The sequence below is a fragment of the Tannerella forsythia 92A2 genome, assembly GCF_000238215.1.
GTDB classification, from domain to species: domain Bacteria; phylum Bacteroidota; class Bacteroidia; order Bacteroidales; family Tannerellaceae; genus Tannerella; species Tannerella forsythia.
Genome location: NC_016610.1, coordinates 216,002 through 240,648, shown reverse-complemented (window position 1 = coordinate 240,648; position 24,647 = coordinate 216,002). Strand labels below are relative to the sequence as shown.

22 protein-coding genes and 2 pseudogenes are annotated in these 24,647 nt (G+C 44.0%); 7 read left to right on the top strand and 17 right to left on the bottom strand.

Annotation, left to right across the window (positions count from 1 at the left end; genetic code table 11):
* Positions 1 to 10: 10 nt before the first annotated feature.
* Together BFO_RS00970 and ligA are read right to left on the bottom strand one after the other, a co-directional pair.
* Complete coding sequence (locus BFO_RS00970; protein WP_014223681.1) at positions 11 to 541, bottom strand: DUF6913 domain-containing protein; 531 nt, start codon at positions 539 to 541, stop codon at positions 11 to 13.
* Positions 538 to 2,541 (bottom strand): NAD-dependent DNA ligase LigA, encoded by a 2,004-nt coding sequence (ligA, locus tag BFO_RS00965; protein ID WP_041591011.1) that lies wholly within the window; start codon positions 2,539 to 2,541, stop codon positions 538 to 540. Before ligA ends, BFO_RS00970 begins: the two co-directional genes overlap by 4 nt.
* A gap of 142 nt (positions 2,542 to 2,683) precedes the next feature.
* Between ligA and BFO_RS16520 the strand changes: the two are divergent.
* The 4 genes and pseudogenes from BFO_RS16520 to BFO_RS14700 all read left to right on the top strand — a co-directional run.
* A pseudogene (locus BFO_RS16520) lies at positions 2,684 to 2,779 on the top strand (flavodoxin); the annotation flags it as partial.
* A 20-nt stretch (positions 2,780 to 2,799) separates the two neighbouring features.
* Positions 2,800 to 2,970, top strand: coding sequence for a hypothetical protein (locus BFO_RS00960; protein ID WP_155642384.1), 171 nt, complete (start codon positions 2,800 to 2,802; stop codon positions 2,968 to 2,970).
* Positions 2,971 to 3,130: 160 nt separating this feature from the next.
* Positions 3,131 to 3,256, top strand: coding sequence for a hypothetical protein (locus tag BFO_RS16345; RefSeq protein WP_014223679.1), 126 nt, complete (start codon positions 3,131 to 3,133; stop codon positions 3,254 to 3,256).
* Between the two features lie 147 nt (positions 3,257 to 3,403).
* The gene (locus BFO_RS14700) at positions 3,404 to 3,772 is read left to right on the top strand and encodes a DUF488 domain-containing protein (protein ID WP_046825640.1); all 369 of its coding nucleotides are present in this window, start codon (positions 3,404 to 3,406) and stop codon (positions 3,770 to 3,772) included.
* On the opposite strand, the gene BFO_RS00955 is transcribed toward BFO_RS14700, so the two are convergent.
* The 15 genes from BFO_RS00955 to BFO_RS00875 all read right to left on the bottom strand — a co-directional run bounded on the left by BFO_RS00955 (position 3,718) and on the right by BFO_RS00875 (position 22,177).
* A complete protein-coding gene (locus tag BFO_RS00955; RefSeq protein WP_231964029.1) occupies positions 3,718 to 4,047 on the bottom strand; it encodes a DUF1887 family protein in 330 nt (109 codons plus the stop codon). The two genes, BFO_RS14700 and BFO_RS00955, sit on opposite strands and share 55 nt — an antisense overlap.
* 210 nt (positions 4,048 to 4,257) lie before the next feature.
* Positions 4,258 to 6,279 carry a TIGR03986 family type III CRISPR-associated RAMP protein gene (locus tag BFO_RS00950; RefSeq protein ID WP_014223677.1) on the bottom strand — a complete coding sequence of 674 codons (2,022 nt, stop codon included), beginning with the start codon at positions 6,277 to 6,279 and terminating at the stop codon, positions 4,258 to 4,260.
* A 12-nt stretch (positions 6,280 to 6,291) separates the two neighbouring features.
* Positions 6,292 to 6,669 (bottom strand): TIGR04423 family type III CRISPR-associated protein, encoded by a 378-nt coding sequence (locus tag BFO_RS00945; protein ID WP_014223676.1) that lies wholly within the window; start codon positions 6,667 to 6,669, stop codon positions 6,292 to 6,294.
* Positions 6,669 to 8,102 carry an RAMP superfamily CRISPR-associated protein gene (locus tag BFO_RS00940; protein WP_014223675.1) on the bottom strand — a complete coding sequence of 478 codons (1,434 nt, stop codon included), beginning with the start codon at positions 8,100 to 8,102 and terminating at the stop codon, positions 6,669 to 6,671. Before BFO_RS00940 ends, BFO_RS00945 begins: the two co-directional genes overlap by 1 nt.
* Positions 8,099 to 9,589, bottom strand: a complete 1,491-nt coding sequence (locus BFO_RS00935; RefSeq protein WP_041590527.1) for a hypothetical protein — start codon at positions 9,587 to 9,589, stop codon at positions 8,099 to 8,101. The genes BFO_RS00940 and BFO_RS00935 overlap by 4 nt, the downstream gene beginning before the upstream one ends.
* Complete coding sequence (locus tag BFO_RS00930) at positions 9,586 to 10,149, bottom strand: RAMP superfamily CRISPR-associated protein (RefSeq protein ID WP_041590526.1); 564 nt, start codon at positions 10,147 to 10,149, stop codon at positions 9,586 to 9,588. The genes BFO_RS00935 and BFO_RS00930 overlap by 4 nt, the downstream gene beginning before the upstream one ends.
* Positions 10,150 to 10,151: 2 nt before the next feature.
* Complete coding sequence (locus BFO_RS00925; RefSeq protein WP_014223674.1) at positions 10,152 to 11,714, bottom strand: Cas10/Cmr2 second palm domain-containing protein; 1,563 nt, start codon at positions 11,712 to 11,714, stop codon at positions 10,152 to 10,154.
* Positions 11,715 to 12,142: 428 nt separating this feature from the next.
* Complete coding sequence (locus tag BFO_RS00920; RefSeq protein WP_231964389.1) at positions 12,143 to 13,363, bottom strand: spondin domain-containing protein; 1,221 nt, start codon at positions 13,361 to 13,363, stop codon at positions 12,143 to 12,145.
* Positions 13,364 to 14,046: 683 nt separating this feature from the next.
* A complete protein-coding gene (locus BFO_RS00905) occupies positions 14,047 to 14,595 on the bottom strand; it encodes an RNA polymerase sigma factor (protein WP_014223670.1) in 549 nt (182 codons plus the stop codon).
* A 137-nt stretch (positions 14,596 to 14,732) separates the two neighbouring features.
* Positions 14,733 to 15,356, bottom strand: coding sequence for an HAD family hydrolase (locus BFO_RS00900; RefSeq protein ID WP_157755262.1), 624 nt, complete (start codon positions 15,354 to 15,356; stop codon positions 14,733 to 14,735).
* Positions 15,357 to 15,414: 58 nt separating this feature from the next.
* Entirely contained in the window at positions 15,415 to 16,659 is a 1,245-nt protein-coding gene (locus tag BFO_RS00895; RefSeq protein ID WP_014223667.1) for a DUF1015 domain-containing protein, read from the bottom strand.
* A 93-nt stretch (positions 16,660 to 16,752) separates the two neighbouring features.
* On the bottom strand, positions 16,753 to 17,673 hold the full coding sequence (locus tag BFO_RS00890; RefSeq protein WP_014223666.1) for a 3-phosphoglycerate dehydrogenase: 921 nt from the start codon (positions 17,671 to 17,673) through the stop codon (positions 16,753 to 16,755).
* Positions 17,674 to 17,699: 26 nt separating this feature from the next.
* Positions 17,700 to 18,074, bottom strand: a complete 375-nt coding sequence (locus BFO_RS00885) for a four helix bundle protein (RefSeq protein WP_014223665.1) — start codon at positions 18,072 to 18,074, stop codon at positions 17,700 to 17,702.
* Between the two features lie 27 nt (positions 18,075 to 18,101).
* Positions 18,102 to 19,172 carry a 3-phosphoserine/phosphohydroxythreonine transaminase gene (gene serC / locus BFO_RS00880; protein ID WP_041590523.1) on the bottom strand — a complete coding sequence of 357 codons (1,071 nt, stop codon included), beginning with the start codon at positions 19,170 to 19,172 and terminating at the stop codon, positions 18,102 to 18,104.
* A 125-nt stretch (positions 19,173 to 19,297) separates the two neighbouring features.
* Entirely contained in the window at positions 19,298 to 22,177 is a 2,880-nt protein-coding gene (locus tag BFO_RS00875) for a PD-(D/E)XK nuclease family protein (protein WP_041591009.1), read from the bottom strand.
* Positions 22,178 to 22,652: 475 nt separating this feature from the next.
* Between BFO_RS00875 and BFO_RS00870 the strand changes: the two genes are divergently transcribed.
* The 3 genes and pseudogenes from BFO_RS00870 to BFO_RS16515 all read left to right on the top strand — a co-directional run.
* Entirely contained in the window at positions 22,653 to 23,234 is a 582-nt protein-coding gene (locus BFO_RS00870) for an RNA polymerase sigma-70 factor (protein ID WP_041590522.1), read from the top strand.
* A gap of 67 nt (positions 23,235 to 23,301) precedes the next feature.
* Positions 23,302 to 24,279 (top strand): FecR family protein, encoded by a 978-nt coding sequence (locus BFO_RS00865; RefSeq protein WP_041591008.1) that lies wholly within the window; start codon positions 23,302 to 23,304, stop codon positions 24,277 to 24,279.
* A 126-nt stretch (positions 24,280 to 24,405) separates the two neighbouring features.
* A pseudogene (locus BFO_RS16515) lies at positions 24,406 to 24,645 on the top strand (hypothetical protein); the annotation flags it as partial.
* Positions 24,646 to 24,647 lie beyond the last annotated feature (2 nt).

Sequence of the window (24,647 nt, the reverse complement as noted above, 5' to 3'; positions counted from 1 at the left end):
TTCTTCCTGTTTATCTCGAACGAATGGATTGTAGATAGATCAGTATCTGCCCGAACAGAAAAGGAATATCGTACACGCCGTCTTTCATGACGATAGACATATCGTACATATTGACTTCGGAAGATCGCTTGGCTCCTACTTTGAAAGACGAGGGATGTTGCAGCATCAGATAGCGCATGATCGGCGCCTCATGGCTCGTCAGGTCGACCAACATATCCACCGACAGACCGTTCAACTGTTTGCATAAATTCTTGTCGGGGAAACTCCAGATATTGATGTCTTTCCCTTCTTCTACGAGCAGGTAAGCGTAATCCCATATCGGCGTCTCCTCGTCTTTCCGCGTATAAACGCAGACGTGCACGGTTTTCTTCATGGCCTTGAGCGTTTCGACACAAGGCTCTACCGCTTTCCAGTCTCTTGCTTCACACATTAAAAGGATATACCGCACATCGTCGAGCGAACGGTAACAATGTGCCCGTATCAGAGCTTTTTGCGCCAGTGATTTGATTTTCTTGTATAAAAAGTGTCTTGTCAGAATCATTCCGCTAATATGTTTAAGAATTCCTCTTCATTGATAATTTTAATTCCCATTTTTTCGGCTTTGGCCAATTTGGCCGGCCCCATGTTGGCTCCGGCAAGGAGGTAGTCGGTTTTCCCGGAAATAGAACCCGTATTTTTTCCACCGTTTTGCTCGATCATGGCTTTGTATTCATCGCGCGAATGGCGTGTAAACGTACCACTGATGACAAATGCCAGTCCATTCAATTTCTCCGAGCGTGTAGCCGGTGCATCTTCCTGCAAAGCCATCTGCAAACCGTATTCCTTCAGTCGGTCGATCATGTTTCGATTGCGTTCGTCGGCGAAGAAATCGATCACGCTTTGTGCAATCCGTTCGCCGATCTCGTCCGTCTGTATGAGCGATTCGAGCGAAGCCTGTTCCAGATGTTCCATGCTGCCGTACGCATACGCTAATCGTTTGGCAACGGTTTCTCCCACATACCGAATCCCCAGACCGTACAGCACCCGCTCAAAAGGTACCTGTTTCGAGGCTTCAAGGCTGTCCATCAGGTTTTGCGCGCTCTTCTCCGCCCAACGTTCGAGACGTAACAGATCGACGGTGCGGAGGGTGTACAGATCGGCCACGTTACGCACATAACCGGCATGATACAAATCTTCGACCGTCTCAGGCCCCATATTGATATTCATCGCTTTGCGTGTCACGAAATGCTCGATCTTCCCTTTCACCTGAGGCGGACACGTTCGCTCGTTCGGGCAATAATGCGCCGCCTCTCCTTCGGGGCGTATCAAGGCCGTCCTGCATTCCGGACAATGGTGTATGAAGGTGACCTTATCGCCCATCAACATCGGACGTGCTTCCGTATTTACCCCAACGATTTTCGGAATAATTTCTCCGCCCTTCTCGACATATACGCGGTCGCCGATATGCAAATCGAGTCCGGCAATGATATCGGCATTATGCAGCGATGCGCGTTTGACGACTGTTCCGGCCAGTTGAACGGGGTCCAAGTTGGCAACTGGGGTGACAACGCCTGTCCGTCCCACCTGATAGGAGACGGACGTCAGACGTGTTTCGGCGCGCTCAGCTTGAAATTTATACGAGATGGCCCAGCGAGGACTCTTGGCCGTATGCCCGAGGAAACGCTGCTGTTTCAGTGAATTGACTTTTAGTACGATACCGTCCGTCGCAACCGGCAAGTTTTTTCGTCCCACGTCCCAATAGGCAATATAATCGTTTATGTCCTGCAGATTACGGCAGACACGAAGTTCCTCGGATACTTTGAATCCCCACGTACGTGCCTTTTGCAAATTCCCATAATGCTCGTCGGCGGGTAATTCCTCGCCCAGCATATAATAGAGATACGCATCAAGCCGTCGGGCCGCTACGATCTGAGGGTTTTGCTGTTTCAACGTGCCGGACGCCGCATTGCGCGGATTGGCAAACAACGGCTCTTCCTGCGCCTCGCGCTCTTTGTTCAGTCGCTCGAATTCCGTCCACGGAAGAACAATCTCTCCGCGTATCTCGAACCGTTGGGGATAATCTTTTCCATGCAGTTTCAGCGGGATCGACCGGATCGTTCTCACATTGGCCGTCACATCGTCACCACGTATTCCGTCGCCACGGGTAACGGCCTGCATCAACCGGCCGTCTTCGTAAATCAGTGAGATGGAAGTACCGTCGTATTTCAGTTCGGCGACGATCTCGAAAGGTTCGTTGAGTGTTCGGGCTGTCCGTTCATAAAAATCCCGAACTTCTTCTCTCGAATACGTATTTCCCAACGAGAGCATCGGATAGCGATGGGGCACCTGTTCAAATTCTTTCGATAAATCGCTTCCTACACGTTGGGTGGGCGAATGGGGATCGAAAAACGCGGGATGTTGCTCTTCGAGAAACTGCAACTCCTTCATCATTTCATCGTACTGCTTGTCGGAAATCGTCGGCATGGAAAGCACGTAATACCTGTAGTTGTGCTGCTCCAGCTCTTCCCTTAACGATTTTATTTTATTTTCTATCCCGTTCATGAACTCCGTAAACGATACCAAGTTGCAAACATAGATAAAAAAGCCGAGATTTTTATACACGAACGGATAAAAATCAAATCGGGAATATCCGGACACTGTTGCGGACCTTGACTGGACTGACCATCAATCACGCTCAAGCGTTGAGATGAAAGACAAGAAATCACCTCCGGCCATCAAAAAGCTTTTAGTGAATATTGCGGACTGTGATGTCATTTATGTCGGCTTTCCTGACTCATGACCGTTACAGCTCAAAACATCATGTCACAGAACGTCATTGATGTCCACGCGCACATCTTTCCGCAGACCTATCTCGTCGCACTCGCCCAGCACGACACCCTGTTGGACGAGGGCTTTCCGCGGAAAAATGCTCAAGAGTTTTTCGGAAAAAGAGAACGAAATATAAAGGACTTATACTCGATGAACCGATAAACAGAAACGGTATTTGAGCGGATTTGCTCCAACCTGTCCGCTATCTGTCATTATCATCTTTGAAATGCGCATCAGTGACTTTTTTACATAGTGAAAATTATTTTTTTATTGCATATCAACGAAATATGTGCTATCTTTGGGGTGTAAAACAAATTCCATTATGGCACAGATAGAACAAAGACCGAATTACTGCGACTTTACGACCGATCTCCGCTACGTCAAGAGCGGAAACAAGTTTCTCCTCCCAATCGAGAAGCTCATCGAGGTGCGGCCGATCAACACGTAACCTGAATTGCAAGTACACCCAAACGCAGCATGCCGTGGAACATTTGTCCTATCCGGCACGGTTCGTGTTCAAGATTCTGCTACTTGGGATATGGTATCTTAGTGTCAAAAACGATCAAATAAAGTCATAACCATATAGGATGAAGATATGATACAGGTTCGAATAAAAAGGGTTTTTGATCCGGAAGAAGCGTCGGACGGGTTTAGAGTCTTGGTAGACCGATTATGGCCACGAGGCATCAGAAAAGAGCAGTTACTTTACGACGCATGGGCGAAGGATATCACACCGAGCCCGCCCTTACGACAATGGTTTCATCAGGACGAAACAGGACATTGGGCGGAGTTTGTGCAGAAATATCGGCAGGAGTTGAGTGAAAATCCTGCAGTCGAAGAGTTTATCGATCGGCTTCGTGGGCAACAAACGGTCACATTACTTTATGCTTCGAAAAACGCAACTAGCAATCATGCGCTGATCTTGCAGGAATTTTTGACGAAACGGTTGAACCAGAGATCGTAACCGGCGAACGGTGTCTTTCTCTTTGTTTCTTGCGGATATGGCGAGATGGTACGATGGATGCCGAGATCAAAGTTGTTTAAGACATCGGTCGACGGCGTCGCGTCAGTCTTGGCCGTTCCACCGTACGCCTTCGCAACGGAATTAAACTTGTCAATGTCGGTCGTTTTATTGATTTGCGTCTTACATTCCACAAACAACAGTTTGTTACCAGCGTTTACAATGATATCTACCTCATTCTTGTCAACATTGGTTTTGAAAGGGAAACGGCAATTCATGCAAATATTCTTTGTGCGTTTCCAATGGTTCAGCATATTAGCCGCTTTGTATTCAAACCATCCGGAATTGAAAGCCAACTCAATAGCATGAGGAAATCCAAGAGTGATTTCTTTATTTCTCTTTTTTCCTTGAAAAAAAATGCGGATAAATCCTACGTTTTTTCACAGGAATATTTTAAAAAAACGCGCTTCATATAACTCTATTTTTCATTATTTCTTTCTGATATACTCTAACTTTTCAACATTCCCTCCCTTCTTAACTACCTTAACTTCAATCAAATCACCAATCTTTAATTTTGCTTTTTTGTCATTGACAATCAGTGTCTTATTGGTTAAATCCTTTCCTTCTGTCAATTTTGCCTGTTTAAATTGACCTTGCCAAACAGAAACTTTGGCTGTAGAAATAGCAACTTTGGTTATAGGCTGTTGAACCTGTTTCTTAATTAGAACCGAATAATTCTGCTGATATTGACCAAATGTTTGATTCCGACCTTCTTTGAAGTGTTGTTTTTTGTGTTCTACAAATTCTCCTAATTCCATATATTCCAAAGGAACTGTCAAATTTTGAGGACGCATCATACATTTCAATTCTTTTAATTGTTCAGACCGCTGGTAATTATCAACTTCTTCTGACATAAAAGCAACAAATATTTGTTTATATTCCTGGATATCTATATTATGTGAAGGATGTATATTTTCTATGGATATAGAAATCTTTCCATATCCAAACGGTTTAGCAAAACCAATTGAGTGGTAATATCCTTCATTTAATGAAACAGAATTCAATAAAGCTCCCAACTCAATCTCTTTAAGGTTAAAGAAACGTAATTTACAAGCAAATTCCGCTCCCTTTTCCATTGGATAAAACGGATTAGTATTGTTATCTTGATTTTCCGGAATATTAAACGACTCTTGCCAATTCTCCTGAATAGGATAACGTTTCCAACCTCTCAACTCTGCATTTTCTTTTAACATCGTGGAAAAAAGGATTCCCTTATTGTCTTTTTGCATAATACCGTCACTTCCATTCTGTTTCAGATAAATTGGGTAATAAGTTGGTTGGGGGCTACCCATATACGGATTCATCATCTCTGAACAAGGCTTTCCCTTCACACAGAAAGCATTGGAAAATTGCACACGACCTTTCAAAGACGATTTTTTGTCTACCGTACCAAAAATGCAGTCGGATAAATCTAATTGGTTTTTCTTATGCTCATCAGACAGATAATCTTTAATCCGCTTTATATATGGTAGTTTGTATAAATAAGACAAGCCAAAATGCACCAATGTATTGTCTTTCAAAGAAAAGAAAACTGGAATTCTTTCACCATTCTCTAATTTTCGTTTCCAAAATTTCCACTCTTCCGAATCTTTATATACAAAGCAAAAATCCATGTAAACACCATTTTCTTCCTCACAATTTAAAGTAAATTCTCTTCCGGATTCTTCAAGAAATACAAACTCATAGAATTTTCCGGAAGCTTTTTGCCTGATTGTTCCATCAGCATTTTTTACCGCTGCTTTTCTGAAACTCGGTTGGCCAGTAAAAACGATTGTTCCTTCGGTTCCGTTTAGATCAAATTTTACTTTGATGCGTTTATCCACTACATTCTTCGGGTTCAATGGAACGTCAGAAAACCTATATGAAAGTTGTTTCCCATGAGCCAGCTTATACTTACACAAGGATGAACGATTTGAATCTTTCTTTAAAAAATCTTTATCCGAGAATTTCTGACAAAAATCGGTTGATAATTTTTCATCGATCAAAGAATGCGAAATACGTCTCGGTATTCCGTTATCTGTAATTGTAACAACATCTCTGTTTTTTGTCATCCAACCACAATGTATGTCTGTATTTTGAAAATATGACATGTACTCTTTTAATTGCAAGTCGCGAATGCTATACCGATTATCTGCTACTTTACTCATTTTCCCAAAACTCATAATCTCCAGCACATTCCGAATCGCTCCTTTAATGGATGTTCCGGGAATGAAATATTTCCCGTCAGGCGTTTTGCTGAATGATTTATAGTCAGCATTCTTTGCCTCCTTATCCTCTCTATTGTGCCCATTGCGGACGAAGATAGGCGATTCAGCGGTGATTTTCAATTCGATGGTACCACTCAATCCGTCTGAGAACGGAATATCTTGAGATATTTGATCTGCCCAATCCGGGAAAAAGACCTTTTCCGATAGCGGTACAAAATTAAACGGTGCTTTTATCGTTGACATAATTATTGCTCCTTATTTTTTTAATCCAACAAATACCAATTCCGCGGGTTGCAGAACCTTCTTCCCATCGCATAACTCGTCTTCTTGTTCCCGCCAATATTGTCTAAAATTCAAGGATTTGACATCTTTCATCCTATGAGCAAGCAAGGATTGCTCAGTAAAATCTTCTTTAGGAAGTTCGGCCAAAACATATTTTTTGACGATATATTTCCCGTCCACATATTTTATGCTGATGGACCGTTTACCGTCAAACAACTGACCTTCGATAACGAATGGATTTTTAGTTTCATCCAATGTTATCTCAGAATCTACATTATTCAACACTTTCGGTTGATCTTTATCGCTATACCATAGATAGCCCTGATAGGTTGATTTTTCTATTTGTTCCATTATTGTTCCTCCTTCGGGTAAATCGTTTCGTTATTTCGTTTTAGTATGCCGGTAAAACATCCGTTGCCCCGGTTTACGCCACCGCCCAAAGGCAACATGCCGGTACAAATATCTTTCAAAGCTGATTCGAAGGCCTGCTGCACTTCCTTAAAGTCTGAATTTTCTTTTTCTATCAATCTTTTTACCGCTTTTTCATGCAAAAGAATTTCCGTTGTGAATTCCGTGTCTTTTCCATACGTCGCTTTTTCGCTGAACAACGCGCCATCAATGGCACCACCCGTAAAACGGTCGATGGAAACATGATTCAAAATTTTATCATGCAAAGGCTTCTCTATGATGTCTGAAAAGATCAAATTTCCCCTCAATTGGTTTTTCATTTTCCCATCCACCCTTTCGCCTTCGGATCCAAACAGGGCTTTGACGGCGGCATTGTTTTTTCCAACATGTTGCTCATAATCTCCCTTGGATAGTTTATCGGCAAACACCTCTTTCAGTTTATTGTAATAATAGGCCACTCGGTGTGCCAAGGCTCCTTTCACAGATGTGGCAGGAATCAAAACGAGGTTATCTTTTAGTGTTCCAATGCCTTTTTTCCATACCACTTTCTGAGCTTTCATAGGCGTCATATCCGCCTCATCGTCGCCAAAGCCACTGCCAAATAGGAAGAAATCCTCAGGGCAAAGAGTTAGTTTGTATTTGATCCAATCTCCATTCTGCAAGTTATTGTCCGAAGTACTTTCTTTCCATCCCGTCCAAGTCGAAGACTCTTGCAAATTACTTGACTTGTCAAGATAACTCTGAAGATTATTTTTCAAGTTCAACTCGGCGGTACGGAGTTCTTTTACTTCTATTTCTCCAAAACCGCGACGTGTACCACTTCCAATACGAAACACTTGAGATTGAAGATGTTCCAATACCTGTTCAAATGCTCTTTCATTCGTTCCGTCGGAAACCATTTCCATTTCAAAACAGAAACGTGTGCCGGCAAATACGACCTGTTCATCAAATTTGCCTCCTCCTACGGTTGTTCCTTTGTCGCTTATCTTTGCATGTTGACGTATGGGTAATTCGGCATAGTTTTTCAGCAATGAATCCGTTTTTATGGCTTCAAGATTCAGCCCATCCACCACCTCTCCTTTAGAGTTAAGGATTTTGGCTTCGGTGAAAATGATTTGAGAACCTTCTCCTTGATTTTTACTTTGAAAGCCAAAGAATGTATCCGTATCGACCTCTTCCTGCTTCAATAAACTTCTCACCACACCCGCGATTGCAGTTCCCGGAATATACGGAAGACCGTTCACGTCGGTTGCAACCAAGGCATCGGAGATGATATCTTTCTCGCCGGAACCTATGGCCAAAGGAGTTTTCGCTTCGATAACCAATCTGGCTAAAAAACGATGCGTGTATTTTGTCGGTTTAATTATTGTTGTCATTGTCTATCCTCCTTACATTTTTTTGCCATTTCAGCCGCAAGATTAATCACCGCCATCTGTGCATTATTATCATCTAGATCCTTCATAAAATCTTCCAAAGCCTTCTTACGACCTCTCTCATTCCACTTATCGGCAGCCACACCATGGGTCAAGTATGCTGCGGAAATGGATTTCCCATTATGTGTGACCGTCTTTTCAAACAGCTCCTTCTTCAAATCTTCCAATGATTTATGTGTCATCGCGATGCTTCGAATAGCGCCCCATTGCGAAGCGAACAATTCACCTTTGAATTTAGCTTTATGATCCCCTACCCATTTATTGACTTTTTGGTAAACCTCTTGCTCACGCTTTTCCATTTGTTGTTGTGCTTCCAGATAGTTCAAGAGAGGCGTGCCTGATAATGAAACGCTTGGTCGTTTCTTTTCTACATCTTCATACGGAAGAATCTGATACTTTGCCAATCCCGTTGAAGGATCTTTGACCTCTAAAAACTCCGGATTGTAAATCACCTTGCCAAAGCCTTCATTTCGATAAGAACCCACATATTGTGATTTGAACTCTTTTTTTGCGGTCTTTACGACAAAAACACTTCCTTTCTCTATGCCGCAACGGTCTGCATCAAAACATTGTCGGGTAAAGTTCCAAGGAGCATATTGGAAAGTGCGGATCTGTGATTTCTCCCAAAGGATTTTATCCTTTTTTGAAAATCCCAATTGTTCTGCTGTAGGACAAAATGTTGGTAATCCGAACTCCTCGTCCAGAAAGATCAAACGTCCGTCGGCATAAACAGTGACCTCGTCATTGGTTGCTGCTTTTGATTTTTGTTCCGTGAAATCAAACTCCTCAATACTCACCAACCCGTATTGTGCAGAGCGGGAACGTCCAATACGTTTATCTTTGCCGACCAGTGCTTTTTTGACTGTTTCTGCCAAAGCTTCATCATCTACTTCAACTTCAAAATAAAGTTCCAAACCTTTTTGCAGTGATTCATAACCAAACATCTGTTCGTCTTTCGAACGGCGTTTCTCTTTATCGTAGGCCGATTTGATAGCAAAATTGGTGTCGGTTTTTACTTTATTCGCTTGATTATTATCAAACAGATAGAATCCGGAACGACATTGCTTGATTTGTTTTTTCTTGAATGCATCACTATTCAATTGATTTTCGGGAATCAAATGATGGATATAACATTCGTCGTTTGGTTTTTTCAACTTCGGATAAAACATGGACGCCGGGATTTTCAAACCGCGTATTCCACTGCCCGAAGGGTGCGCATCACCAAAACGCACTTTGTCGGAATGGAACAGGTTCAAGGCTTCCTGATACGCTTTTTCGTCCTCTTTTTTCGGATATAACTTGCTCGCAACGATCCCTAAAAAATTACTGCCCGGAATAAAGTCCAAAGTCTGATTCGGGCCTTCCGTTGCCGCTTTCTGATTGAGTATCACATCTGAAAGCAAGGTACATTTAAATTGTAAGGTCGTCATTTCTCCTCCTTTTTTATTATCGTAAACGAACAACGTCCCAAACCGCGATTGCGGTTCTGACCCAATCGTTTGATATATTTCAAGGCTTGTTCTATTTCACTCTTCATTTCATCGGAAATATTCAAAATTTTTCCTTCCAATATGCATGGAACCACCACCTGCATTCTGCGCAAACTGTGCTCTTTGGCAATACCCTCCTCATCGATAGCCGTATTCGAAATGGAACGGTACAAGAAACGGGCAGTATCATTATCGACAATGGCTTTACGCTCATTTTCAGGAAGCTCAGTATTGGTGAAAAACATGGAGCCTCTTTTCATATCCTCTTTCTCTCTCTCAAAATATCCGAACCCGTTTGCAAAATTATCATCAGAACCCTTTCCCTGAATGCTTCGCATATCTTCAACCGCTTCGCGAACCAACCCTTTGATGGTCTTGCCGGGGATAAACGGCAAATCTTCCTTGTCTTTTACTACTAGTGCATCCAAATCTGCACCGGCCGCCAATCCGCTACCGCAATGCCAATCGGTATGAAATTGTATTTGATAATGTAAATCCATAATTATTCCTCCTTTGTTTTCTGAGTGTTGATGGTGTGAATGGTGAGTATGTCATAAACGGGATAGACTATGTTTTTATCGCGGACACAATCATTATTGGTTACATCTTTTATCATATTCAATAGTTTTTTCCCGGTCTCTGTATCCGGCATCATGGACTTCAGTCGCTCCAATTTCTGAACGGCCATATCGGGGTTGTCGTGCAGTAGCGATATCCAATTGCGAAGATGCGATTTGACGGCATTGCCTTCTTTTCCTTCAAACTGTTTTGTTTTTTCAGTCAAGTCTGAAACAAGCCATTTTGTCTCATCTTTCTTCTCTTTCACATAATACGGACCGAACTCAAAACTAATATCTTTTTGCGGAGAAAGTTCCCGCCTAATGATCGCATCCCAATCCTCGGTGAAAGAATCCTGCACTTTGTGGAACATCAGGCAAGATTTTGGAAGCTCGTCTTCTTTCAAATCTTTTTTTGCATCTTTTTTTGCCCTTGAACACAATACTTCCGCCAACGCATAACCATAATAAAACGGGAAAGACGATTTTATGTAGGCAATGCCGGCACAAGCAGTCAAATGGTCAAAACCTAATCTATCCTTGTGCTCTGCAACAAATTTTGTTTTTTCCTCGAATTGTTTAATAAATTCAGTCGCATAGTCCAAAGCGAGGTCTGCACGGCAAATTACGGTAAAGTCATCGCCACCAAGAACGATGGGGCGAATGGGAATAAATTTACTTTTATCAAATCTACCTTTTACCGAATCATAAGCCTTCACAGCTGCCGCTTGCGTTGCCTTATCTAAAGACTCGGAAAATTTCTTAAACTTCTGTGTATCTGTTCCTATTGCTTGCACAATCTGTCCCAGTCCATTACCATCGGCATGAATAATGGCAATCCAGTCATTGTTTTTAGTGATTTTTTCGATATCGTAAGCTACTTGCTCATGCTTCAACAATTCTTTTTCTTCATCTGTTTTGCAAAAAGCTTTCTTACATAGAGACAGGTTCGTTTTCTTTCTTACTTGATTGTTCTTTTTGTCAATCTCATAAAGCTTCGCCCATGTACTCGCATCTATCAGGTCATTTTTTCCTTTATCATTAGGCTTTAACACCACAGGCAATCCGGTTTGGCGACTACGCTGAATGCCCATCAATCCGAGCGTGGCGCTACGCATGAGCTTATTCCGCTGGACACGAAGACGTTTCTCCAACTCCCCAACAGCATCCTTAAATTCGGAAAACTCTCTTTCCATCTTTACCACAGCCTGACTTGCCGTGATACCCGGGGCAAATTCGGCAACCATTTTAGGAAAGACACGTACGATCTTATTACATTCGTCTTCATTGTCAAAGATGTATTTGATATTTCCGGCGGCATGAAGAATGCAATTTTCATCCTCGTATTTTACGCCAACCTTAGGGAATAAATCCACGAACATATCCGTGCAAATTTCCTCAACTAACTCGCTGGCTCCAACAATCTCGCGAAGTTTGTTGGTCTGAAAGATAAATCCTTGGATACCTTGTACTGCCGCTCCATAAAGGTATTTTGTTTTCTTTTCCATATTAATCGACTCCTTTCTGTTTGATTGTTGATACTGCTTGCAAAATTATTATTTTTATCATTAAATTCGACTTTTTTCAAAAAAAAATAAAGAAATATGCCTTTTTTGATTAAGTTGGTATTTTTTTAGTCTGTTATGGCTTTGGCTTTTATCAATCGATTCGTGTCTTTATATCACTTTTAAAGTGGTTTTAGAATAAATTGTAGTAATTTTTGTGTGAATTAGAGGTGGGAAAACTGTTTTTTATATACGAACGGATAAAAATTGAGGTCAGAATATCCGATAAGGATTTAGCCCTGCTTCAAATGGAACGTTTATGTATTATAAGGTGTTTTGAATAAAGACAAGGTATGAAGTAAAATAAACAAGAGGGTGAACTTCAATCGATTACCCTCTTGTCCATATTCTTTTTATAAATGTAAGAAAATCTATTCAATCGTAATTTTAAGCACCTGATTTACTTCCGGTACGGGAAATTTCTTTCCAACGATGGATATCGGCATGCTTTCTTGTTCCGGAGTCCCTCCGAAAAGAGCCTGTTTATTTCCTGCTCCGGGATACTGATCGACCCCTGTGCCCGAGTCCAATAAAGCCGTTTGTAAAGTAACATTTCCTTTATATAAGGCTGATATTTCTTTTTCATTGGCATAAAACCAGTCATTGGAAAAACCGAACATGGTAGCATACGCAATCTTGTCACCTTTCATTGCTTCAAAACCGGTCATTATTTTTTGTCCGGGTGCTACAGGGGTATTACCTGCAACATAAACCCTTTTGACTCCGGCCGTCTTTTTCAGTGAATTCATGATTTTTTCCATATTTCCCGATTGAGACAGCTCTTTCAATCCCATTCCGTTATCTTTTTTCCCCAATTCATATATTGGGTTCTTCGTTCCGGAATAGACAACGACCAAAGCAGGAGATATACCGGTCATAATCCCCGTGTTTGCCTTCAGTTTTGCCAACATCTTATCAATCTTCCCCATTTGAGCGATAGCCGTAATTTCAGGATTGGAAACTTTTCCGGGGGTAAAAAAAGGCATTTCAGCCAATAATTTTTTTCCGTTATAGTTAGAAACGGCCCAAACGCCCGGGGAAAAAGGAGTTTCATGTTTCGTACCTTTCGAGATGTTGGATATGGTCAATGTGAATTCGGATGAAGATTCATTGTAATTCAAACTGAGTTTCATCAATTGGGCTGCATTCACTCCGTTTACTTCCATAACCGGCTTGGACTCGACGGCCCCTGTTTGGTCGTTCTTCGTGCCGTTATCCCATAGTTTCACGTACGAGGATACGTCTCCGGTCATTGCTTTTCCCTGTTCATCATATAGCTTAATACCTGGCTGTTGTGATGCAAAGAACCAATCTTTTGACGCACCGTACATTGTTGCAAACATCAAAGCCTGTGTTTTACCGGCATGAAATTTGAAACTTACGGAGCTCCCTGGTAGAATGATCGGTTCTTTTACTTTTTCATCTCCTTCGCCTTTGAAAAAACCGCTCTCTACAAAATCTTTCACTGCGACGACATTTTCAAAAGAAATGGTCCTTTTTTCCGAACCTTTTTCCATTTTGTCGTCAGCCTTATCGCACGAAACAAACAAACATGAGGATACAATTCCACCCGCCAAAATCATGGCTTTCATCTGATTTTTTTTCATATAAACTAAGAATTTAATAAATAAAATTAGGGTTTTGGTTAATATATGATTGAATATAGTTATCCGTAAAAACATGACTTGAGCATGCATTCCTCATCGGAATGCAAATTGCTGTTTCGATAGATTCCGTTTTTTTCGAGAATACGGTATCGTAAACCGGACGAACAGCCATGCAGTCGATATATTTTGCTTGAATAAGAACGAATTTCCCATTTCGGAACAACGAGTCCGCGATGGATTTGAGAAATCGTGTTACAGCAATTGTAATAAAGATAATATGTCTTTTATTCATTTGTCAGTTTTTATAAAGAGTTCAAATAACCATTATTGGAAATTTGTTTCGTTACTTTAGTCGCCGATTCTTTAAAATCCTGACAAAAGAAAAGACTAAAAATGCATCTTTTTTTTTATGTTCTCCTTAAATAGTTGGATTTCATTAGTATGAAAAGATTCTTTTGTGTATTCTTTCCGTTTATTTCGTAAAATACGGTCTAACTGTTTTACTTTTCGGTAATAGGCACGACACCATTTACAAAAATACAGATGAAGCGATAACCGTATTCTTTTTACAAATGAGAGTTCTCCCGCAGTCTCTCTCTCAATCAGCAAAGTAGCTTTGCTACATGGCAGAATGAGAAGGTGTATCCATTTATTTAATGTTGCATTCATTATTGTTCAAACCAGTTTCGTTCCAAACATTCTCTCAATTGCAAACGACTCCGTTGCAATACTTTCCATAAATTAGTCGTTGTAAGTCCAATTTCCTGACAAATCTCGATGGCTTTCTTTTCCTGGAGGTAATATAATTTTACGAGAAGCTTCCATTTGGGCGGAAGGCGATCTATGCAGTTTTCCAAAGTGTCGTTAAATTCTGTATTGTCTGTAAGATGATCGGTGTCATCATTCCAATAGTTGAGCACATTTCCATCTTTCCAAAAGCCTGTTTCGTCAAAAAAATGAGACAGACTTATGGTGGATGGAGCTTTGTATTTCTTCCTGTAAAAATCTGCTGTTTTGTTACGGAGGATATTGTACAACCACGTGAGAGGATCACTTTTACCCTGAAACGTATGATATGCCGAATGCGCTGTGATGAAAACTTCCTGAACCATATCCATCGCATCCTCTTTGTCTGAAAGTAAATATCGCGCCCTTTCAAGAAGTGGCCGGGAGTATCGTTCTATCCATTTATTTAATTCTCTATCTTTCAGATTCATAATGCATCTTCATTCATCATCTCACCTCATCCGATTTAAACATGCAATATTCGTGAAAAAATCCTGAATATGCAAATGATTTGCATAGATTTTTTGCTTTCTGCAGATACGGTGAGAAGGTACAACGAGTGCCGAGATCAAAGTTGTTTCAGGCATCGGTCGACATCGGCTCGCCAGTCTTTGCCGTTTTCGGCAAGCAAGGTTACGAATCCTAACGACCTTGCCGTTTCGAGATGCTGTATGCCATCGTCAATGTATAAAGAATCGGAGGGGATGATGCCACTGTCGGCGATCATTTTCCGGAAAATTTCGGGATGGGGTTTCATGCATTTCAGTTCGTACGAGAAATACATCCGGTCGAAATAGTCGGAAATCGGGCGGCGGGCCTCGGAGAAGTCGCTCGTTTTTGCCCATTCCACGATCATATCGTTGTTATTGCTCAGCACGTAGCATTTGTATTGTTTACGGAGTTCCAGAATATAATCGAGCTTATAGACGGGCGCAGGATTGACCATGCTCTTCCATGCTTCACGGATGGCATCGGGGTGAAGTTCTTTTCCGCAATGATCGGATAATAGTCGGCAGAATTCGAGCGTTGTGATGTCACCGTTTTCAAGCGAACCGAACAGTCCGTTGTGGCTGTAAGGATTGATGAGGTCGGACGCGTCGCTGACTCCCAAGGCCTTGAACTGACGGACGGAACGCTCACGCGAGAGGTCTACCAGCACGCCTCCCATATCGAATACAATGTTTTTTATCATAGTCATAAAAAAACGAAGCGCGAGGTATCTCTTGATCCTCCGCGCTCCGTCGTTTTTTTTAAGTCAGTTTATGGATTACCAGTCCCGAACGCAGTTTCGGTTCGAACCATGTCGTTTTGGGCGGCATGATATTGCCTGTATCGGCGATGTCGATCAATTGCTTCATCGAGACGGGGTAGAGCGCAAGCGCCACTTTCATTTCGCCGCTGTCGACCCGTTTTTTCAACTCGCCTAATCCACGGATACCGCCGACGAAGTCGATCCGTTTATCACTACGCAAATCTTTGATTCCAAGAATTTCGTCGAGAATTAGGTTCGATGAGATCGTTACGTCGAGCACGCCGATCGGGTCATTGTCGTCATACGTTCCCGGTTTGGCCGTGAGCGAATACCAGTTTCCGCTGAGGTAGAGCGAGAACTCGTGCAGACGTGTCGGTTTGAAAATCTCCGGACCTTTCTTTTCGACGGTAAAGTGTTTGGAGAGTCTGTCCAGAAAAGCCTCGTCCGACAGTCCGTTCAGGTCTTTCACGACGCGGTTGTAATCGATAATCGTCAATTGGTTGGCCGGAAAACAAACAGCCATGAAGTAGTTATATTCCTCATCGCCGCGATGGTTCGGGTTTTGCTGCGCTTTCTCGGCGCCGACGAGCGCGGCCGCGGCCGAACGGTGATGCCCGTCGGCAATATACATGGCCGGCATGGCTGCAAACAGTTCGGTGATGCGCCGGATATCGGCCTCATCGTTAATCACCCAGAACGTATGACGAAAACCGTCTAACGCGGCCGTAAAATCATATTCGGGCTGCCCGGCCGTATATTGGGCAACAAGTGCGTCGATCTCTCCGTTTTCGGGATAAGCGAAGAATACGGGCTCGATATTGGCGTTGTTCACCCGCACGTGTTTCATGCGGTCCTCTTCCTTGTCGCGGCGCGTGAGTTCGTGCTTCTTGATTTTGCCGGTCATATAGTCTTCGACATAAGCGCAAACCACTAACCCATACTGAGTCTTTCCATCCATCGTCTGGGCGTAGATGTAGTACTGTTCTTTGTCGTCTTGTACCAGCCACCCTTTGTCTTGAAACATTTTGAAGTTCTCCGCCGCTTTCTCATAGACTTTCGGGTCATGCTCGTCGGTGCCGACAGGGAAGTCTATCTCGGGTTTGATGATGCGATAGAGCGACTTTTCGTTACCCTGCGCTTCAGCACGCGCTTCTTCGGAATTCAATACGTCGTACGGGCGGGACTGTACCTGTTCCACTACGTCCTTCGGCGGACGTATGCCTTTGAAAGGTTTGATTTTCATGTTGGATTCATATTAAAAGACCTCCCGAAATCGTAATCGCAAACACGATAATAACGATTGTGTGCATGATCTGCGGGAGGTCTTTCCGGTTCATTACTTGTTTACCTGAAATGTTCGATTACCGTTCTTCAGGAAGTCCACAATCTGGTTGGCTGCGGCGATGCCGGCGTTGATGTTGGCTTCGGCCGTTTGTGCACCCATTTTCTTGGGAGTACTGAAGTAGCGTCCGGCAAACTTCTCGGTCAGTTCGGCATGATTGCCCGGCATGATGTCCGTGAGGTACTTGAAGTCGGGGCGTTCTTCCATCACCTTGACCAGATCGGCCTCGTTAACCACTTCCTTGCGTGCCGTGTTGATGAGCATGGCTCCCTTGGGCATGCCGGAAAGCAGATCGTAACCGATCAGGTTTTTCGTTTCGGGTCTGGACGGAACATGCAAGGAGATGAACTGGCACGTTTTGTACAATTCTTCGGCCGATGAAACGGCTTTCACACCGTCAGCCTCGATGATGCTGGCGGGGCGTGAGTGATGGTAGGCGTAGACCTCCATCCCGAACCCTTTGGCGATGCGTGCGACGAGGCGTCCGATGTTTCCATACGCATGGATTCCGAGTTTCTTACCTAACAGTTCGGTGCCGGAAGAACCGTTGAACAGGCCGCGTACGCCGTACACCATCAAGCCTAATGCCAGCTCGGCCACGGCGTTCGAGTTTTGCCCCGGCGTATTCATCACGCATACGTTGTGCGCTGTCGCGGCCTCGAGGTCTACGTTGTCATAGCCTGCGCCGGCGCGCACGACAATTTTCAGTTGCTTGGCCGCATCCAGCACTTCGCTGTCGACCTTATCGCTGCGGACGATAAGCGCGTCCGCATCTTTCACGGCATCGAGCAGTTGGGCTTTATCGGTATATTTTTCCAACAGCACACATTCCATTCCGGCTTGTTCTACAGCGTCACGGATTCCTTTCACTGCCACAGCGGCAAACGGTTTTTCTGTTGCAATTAAGACTTTCATGATAATTAATTGTCAGTTGTTAATTGTTAATGGTTATTCTTTTCAACAATCTGTTTTTTCTTTGTTTTGATAATGCTTGTCAAGAGTTTAATCAGCTCAGTACAATCTGCCAGTAAAGATCCCGATTCACGCGAATTCAGATAATCGGTTGCTTCGAGTAAACGAAGCCAATACATAGACTCCGAACATTCTTTTTGTGCAATTGCCAATTTATGGATAAAATCCAAATCAGACTCGGCCTGTGTGCTTTCGGCAATGTTGGCTCCGATCGATGTCCCGGAGCGTAACAATTGTTTCGACATACAAAACTCCTTTTTCTCATCACATAAATAGGTGTATAATTTCACGATACGAATCGAAAAAGCGAAGCTTTTACTCTCCAGCACATTGCCTTTCTTCATTGACAATTGACCATTAACAATTGACCATTAGCCTTTCTTTTTCTCAAATTCCTTCATTGTTTCGACTAATGCTTTTACGCTCTCGAGGGGCATAGCGTTGTAGAGCGATGCGCGGAAGCCGCCTACCGAACGATGTCCCTTGATACCGACCATTCCGGCAGCAGCGGCAAATTCGGCGAACGAGCTTTCAAGTTCTTTGTATTCGTCGTTCATGACGAAGCAGACATTCATCAACGAACGGTCTTCGGGCACTGCCGTACCGCGGAAGAGTTTGTTGCGGTCGATTTCGTCGTACAGCACGGCCGCTTTTTCCTGATTCTTCTTCTGTAACACCTTGACGCCTCCTTGTTCCTTATACCATTTCAGCGTTTGCAGTGCGGCGAAGATCGGCAATACGGGCGGAGTGTTGAACATCGAATCTTTATCGATATGCGTCTGGTAGTTCAGCATGGTCGGGATGGGACGTTCCACTTTTCCGAGTGCGTCTTTGCGAACGATGATGATCGTCACGCCGGCGGGTGCGAGGTTTTTCTGTGCTCCGGCATAGATGACGTCATATTTGGAAACATCGACCGGACGGGAGAAAATGTCGGACGACATGTCGGCCACGAGAGGTACGTTCACCTGTGGGATGTCATGAATCTCTGTTCCGTAGATGGTGTTGTTCGTCGTGATGTGGAAATACTCCGTATCCGGTGCAAGAGTGTAGTTCTTGGGGATGTACGTGTAGTTTTTGTCTTTCGACGAGGCTACAAGGTCTACTTCGCCGAAGAACTTCGCTTCTTTGATGGCTTTCGATGCCCATGTACCGGTGTCGAGGTAGGAGGCTTTTTTCTTCAACAGGTTGTAGGGTACCATGCAGAATTGGAGGCTCGCGCCACCGCCGAGGAAGACGACTTCGTGTGTCTCCGGCACATGAAGCAGCTCTTTAACTAATGCGCGTGCTTCATCGTTGACGGCCACAAATTCTTTCCCGCGATGGGATACTTCCAACAGTGACAATCCCGTGCCTGCAAAATTCAATACGGCGTCAGCCGTGTTCTTAATCGTGTACTCGCTCAAAATCGAGGGCCCAGCATAAAAATTGTGCTTTCTCATAGCTCTTTTAATTATGTTGTTAATTAATAAATACGTTGGGGCAAAGATAGAAATAAAATCAAGGAACAAGCCATCTGTGAGAGGAATTAACACAAGGTAAAAAAGAGTGGTTGATCATGAACGATTTATCTTCCGCAGATGTCGGTAAAAGGGCAATAAGAACATTTTTTGGTGTGGATTGTTTGTCCGAAGGGAACGGAGGGATCGAACACCTCGTCAAGGCAATGGCGTAGGTTGTCTTCGAACTCATCGCGGAGGACGGCAAAGTCGGTGATCGGCTCTTTTTCTTTGCCTCGGTAGACGGACGGGTCGAATTCGTGGGCAAAGAGGTGGCGTACGTAGTAGATCGAGGGTTGTATGGGCATGCCGTTGCTTCGATCGCCGTACATCCATGCATAGGTGAAGACCTGCATGATGGCGGATTGACGTTTCTCGTCGGTGCGATCAAAGAGGTTCTCTACGGTTTTGAAGCGCATGTCTTTCTTCGTGCCGGTCTTGTAGTCCACTACGCGGATGGCGCCGCGCACTTCGTCGAGACGGTCGATAAAGCCTTTGAGGTTCACCGTTCGTCCGTCGGTAAGAGTGAACGGATGGCGAATTTCCATCTCCGAGGCTACGTAACGAAAGGGGGTGAGACGGCGGTCGCGTTCAAAGATTTTACGTACATATTTTCGGATCATCTCGCCGGTCAGGTAACTCTGTCCGTTCAGGGGGTGCGGCTCGGCAGTATGGAAAAAGAGTTCGGCGAATGCGCGCCGGATTTTTTCGGTGAGTCCCTTTTCGTCGGCCGCGAGTCGCAACAGATCGGCCGTTACTTGCGCTCCGCAGTAGGGACGGTACGATTCTTCCATAACTTGATGCAGGATATTTCCGAACACACGATTATCGACGTTCTCCACTACTTCTTCTTCCTCCTTGAGTTTTTCGACCGAAGAGAAGTAGAATTTCAACGGGCAGTCTAAGTACATGTTGATGGTGCTGGCCGAGAGCGCCCGCGTGCCGCTTTGCAAAAAGTCGTCGAGGTGGCGGAGGGTCTCTTCGGTTTTGACCACTTGCAAGGCCGGGGGCCTTGAGGAGGCGATGTTGTAAACGACTAACTTTTCACGCAGCGGCGTTTCGTAATGGTAACGCAGCTGATGCACATAGCGGCTTACTTCACCCGTGTTTAATCCGTCGGTACGCGTGTCATAGAGCAGCGTGACATGTTTGGCGCGCGCGATCATCCGGTAGAAATGATAAGCCCAGATGCTGTCCTGATGTTCGTAGGTGGGCAGTCCGAAGCCGCGCCTCAGGTTATAGGGGATGAAGGAGGCGGCGGCTTTGCGGGCGGGGAAAAAGCCTTCGTTCACGGAGAGCACGATCAGCCTTCCAAAATCAAGCACGCGCGTTTCGAGCACTCCCATGACCTGAAGTCCCGACAACGGTTCGCCGTGGAAAGGGATCGTGATCGTTTCGGTGAGCCGTTCGAGCAGTCGCGTGTACGTATCGACCGACATTTCGATGCGCGACGCTCCGATAAGGTCTCTCATCCGGTTGACCGTCGTGAAATAATGGTAAACGAATTCCTGCTCCAGCTCGTCCATGCCGGTGGGTTCATCTTCGTCGTCGGCATCTCGCTCGATGCGTTGGGCGGAGAGTATGCGGTTCAGCTCTTGAAGCACGGCGATGAGGTAGGATGAGACGTCGGCGGTCGTTGGCGCGGGGTCGAAGATCAGCGTGAGCAGAGGCGTCTGTTGCAGGTCGGCTGCGGCGATGTAGATGCGGTTGTTGTCGGTAATCTGCCTGACGATGGCGACGATCTCGGCGGGCGACGTAGCCTGAATATACCGGTGATTAAGCACGGGCAAGACTTCGCGATGATAAAAGCAGGGCTTTCCGTCGATAACGCGCATGTTTTTTCGCAATGCGAGCACGGCTTCCATCAAGGAGGCTACGGGCGTGCCGGAAAGCGGATAGCCCAGCGTGACGTTGATGTGCCGAATGGCTTCGGGCACGGAATGAAGCACGGGGATGAGCAGTTGTTCGTCGGGCAGTACCACGGCCGTGCGTAAGGCTTCGTCGGCGCTCATCTCGTCGCGTCCGCCCAGTGCTTCTTCGAGCAGGGCATGCACCTGTTTGGCCTGCCCGATGCGTGAAGGGATGCCGATCAGCGTAATGTCGGGCGTGTGCGGCGGCTCCGGAGGAAGCCTCAGCGACGAGGGGAACTGCTTCACGTATTCGCGTACGAAGTACGACGCCCGGTTGTCCGGGTCCAGAACCTTGTCGCCCGTACCGGTATCCCAGTAAAAGTCGGCAATCTCTTGTTGCTTCAGGAGTTGCAGCAGGGTGTGTTCCGTTTTCGAGAGGGCGCTTAACCCAACGAAAATCACCTTCGAGTAAGGCAGCCGGCAGTCGCCTTCACGCTCGATACGTTCGACGACCTCACGGCTGATCATCCCTTCGTACCCTTTGCCTTGCGCGGCCAGCGTGTCGCGCAGCTCGCAGTAGACGGCATAGAGCATCTGCCAGACGCTTAGGAAGTAGCGGCGACTCGCCCCCTCTTCGCCGGGACGGAACGACGACCAGAACGCGCGGATAGCCTCGATCTGATGCGTTTGCAGGTAGCTCCAATCTTTCTCTACTTCATGCAAGTCGGTCACGTTCGTAAACAACTGGCGTGCGTCGGCCATATATTTGTCCACATCGTCGAAATCGTTGAGTAGCATCTCACCCCAGAACACGAAATCGTCGAACGTCTCCTTCGCACCGCTGTGGCGGATGTAGATATGATAAAGGAGGAAGAGCATTTGCAACCGGTCGGCCGGTTGCTTGTCGCTCAATTGTGCGAACAGTTCGCTGATGGTTCGTATGGTGGGTGAAAAAATCGGTCGACCGGCTGCTTGCGAGAGGTATTTGCGGAAAAACAGTCCGGCGCGACGGTTGGGAAACACGAAAGCCATCTGCTGTACGTCGGTGCCGTACGTCTCGTAAAACAATGTTGCGATCTGTTGTAGAAAAGGAGTCATCCGAATATTCTTTACCTGCGCAAAGGTACAATTTTTTTGTTCCTCCCAATCATGGGAGCGATCATATCGATACATTGCTTTTTTTTCTTGACAGACTGGGGAAAAAACTAGTCGAGAATGGCTTTTTTTATATTCTTTACACAGCAGATGATTGAAAAGAATACCAATGACTCGATTATTTGCATGATGCACCGATCAAACTCTTTTGCGGATAAAGCACAATCACTTTTTCTGTAGATAGGATACGATCCCAAAAGGGTTAAATATATTTAAAAGTTATCCATGGGTGATTTTTCTTGACCGTAATGTATTATTTTTGGGATTAAAAACAGTTGATTATTTGTTAGATATGCAGATTTAGAAAAAAAACGATGGCAAACTGTCCGGAAATCGGTTGGGGGGCAAAATTGCGCAAAACCCAACGAGTGAAAAACAGTTGTCATATTATTATTGGGGATATTCTATTATAAATTTAATGGTTAACGATACCGACATCCTTGAGGCCCTGAAAAATGGTTCGAAGGAAGCCTTTGAAGTCATTTATAAACAATATGCGGGAAAACTGTATCATTTTATTATCACGCTTTCGCATGGTAATCAATATATGGCGGAAGAGATTCTTCAAGCCACATTTGTTAAGCTATGGGAAATACATCCGCAAGTAAATCCGCAAAAATCAATTCTTTTCTATTTGTCTTCTATCGCGAAGAATATGCTTTTTAATCGATATCAACGGCAAACGATCGAATTTCTTTATCAGGAAAATTTAGCTCGTGAAAAATCTTTCTGCGACAGTGATATGGAAAAAGAAATCGATCGAAAATGGTTTGAAGAGTATTTACATCAAGTAGCGGATAAATTGCCTCCGGCGCGAAAAAAGATTTTTATTTTAAGCCGGTTAAAAGATTTATCGACAAAACAGATTGCTGAGATGATGCAGATCTCGGTCAGTACGGTAGAGACTCAACTTACGTTAGCTACTAAATTCGTACGAAAACAATGCGAAAAAGATTATGATAAACTGTTCTTCTTTTTCTGGATGTTGTCTTTTTTATAAGAAGAAGAGGGTCTCTTAGCGGAATATGGTTTTTAAACTGTACTATAATAAAAAGAGAAAACGAAAAATGATCGATCAACATTATATAGATATTTTTGAAAAGTTTCTTCGTAACGAGATATCGGAAGAAGAAATTGAGGAATTACAGGCTATTATGTATATCAATAAAGATATACAACATTATTTTGAAGACCGGCTTACCGAAACCGAACATGCTATTCACCCTCATTTGCAACAGAAAGTATTCCATGCGATTATACAGGATATCGAGCAAAAAACAAAACATTCTTTTCTTCTGTCCTACCGCAAAAAAATATTACAATGGGCGGCTATTCTTTTACTGCCTTTGATTTCCGGAATAACAGTTTATTATTTCATGTCGGAAGACGGTCGGCACGCGGCTCCTACCGTTTTTACAACGCAAAAAGGCGAGAAAGCGGAAGTGATACTTCCCGATGGAAGTAAAGTTTGGATCAACTCCGCTTCTACTCTCCGGTACGATGATCGGTTTAACCGCAATGAACGGGTCGTTTATTTGGAAGGCGAAGGATATTTTGAGGTCAAACCCGATGCCGACTGTCCTTTTACGGTAAAAACACCCTCTATAGATATTCAAGCCTTAGGGACATCGTTTAATGTGCGCTCGTATGAGGCGGATCAAGAGGCTTCGGCCATTCTGCTCGAAGGAAAAATAAGAGTAGTGGCTTCGGGACAGGAAAAAATGCTGCAAGTAAATCAGCGTATCCTTTTCGATAAAAAAACACAACAATTTATTACGGACCGGGTGCAGGCTTCCCATTTTGTCGAATGGAAAAAAGGAAGCCTTTATTTTCATAATCAGACGTATTATGACATAGCTGCGACGTTATCGAGGATTTATAATGTAAATATCCGGGTAGCTTCGGAAGAACTTCGTCCGATGCGTTTTACAGGAACACTCGGAAGTAACGGAATTAAGAGCGCGCTTGATATATTATCGCTAACCTCGCCAATGCGGTATGACGTAAAAGATACTGTTATTATCCTCTATCATAAAGGCGGATAGTTAAAGAATATTAAATACAACAATCCGATAGCGTAAAATTTTGAGCAAACTGTATTCTATATACATGTTTTTACAAAGTTTATACGTTTGAGGCAGTTTGTATCATATTAATTTAACTTTTTGTCTATGAATGAGAATCTATTACAAAAGAAAAACGAAACATGGAGTTTGAAAAGACTCTTTGTTTTTCTTGTACCGTTGTTTTTGGTTTTGCCGGTCTATTCGCAAATTACTGTAAACATACAAAATGTACCTTTGCGACAAGCGCTTGGCGAAATAGAAAAAGTCAGTGATTATCGTTTTTTTTACAGCGAATCATTAACCGTATTGAATCACAAATGTTCCTTACGAGTTACAGATGCGAGCAT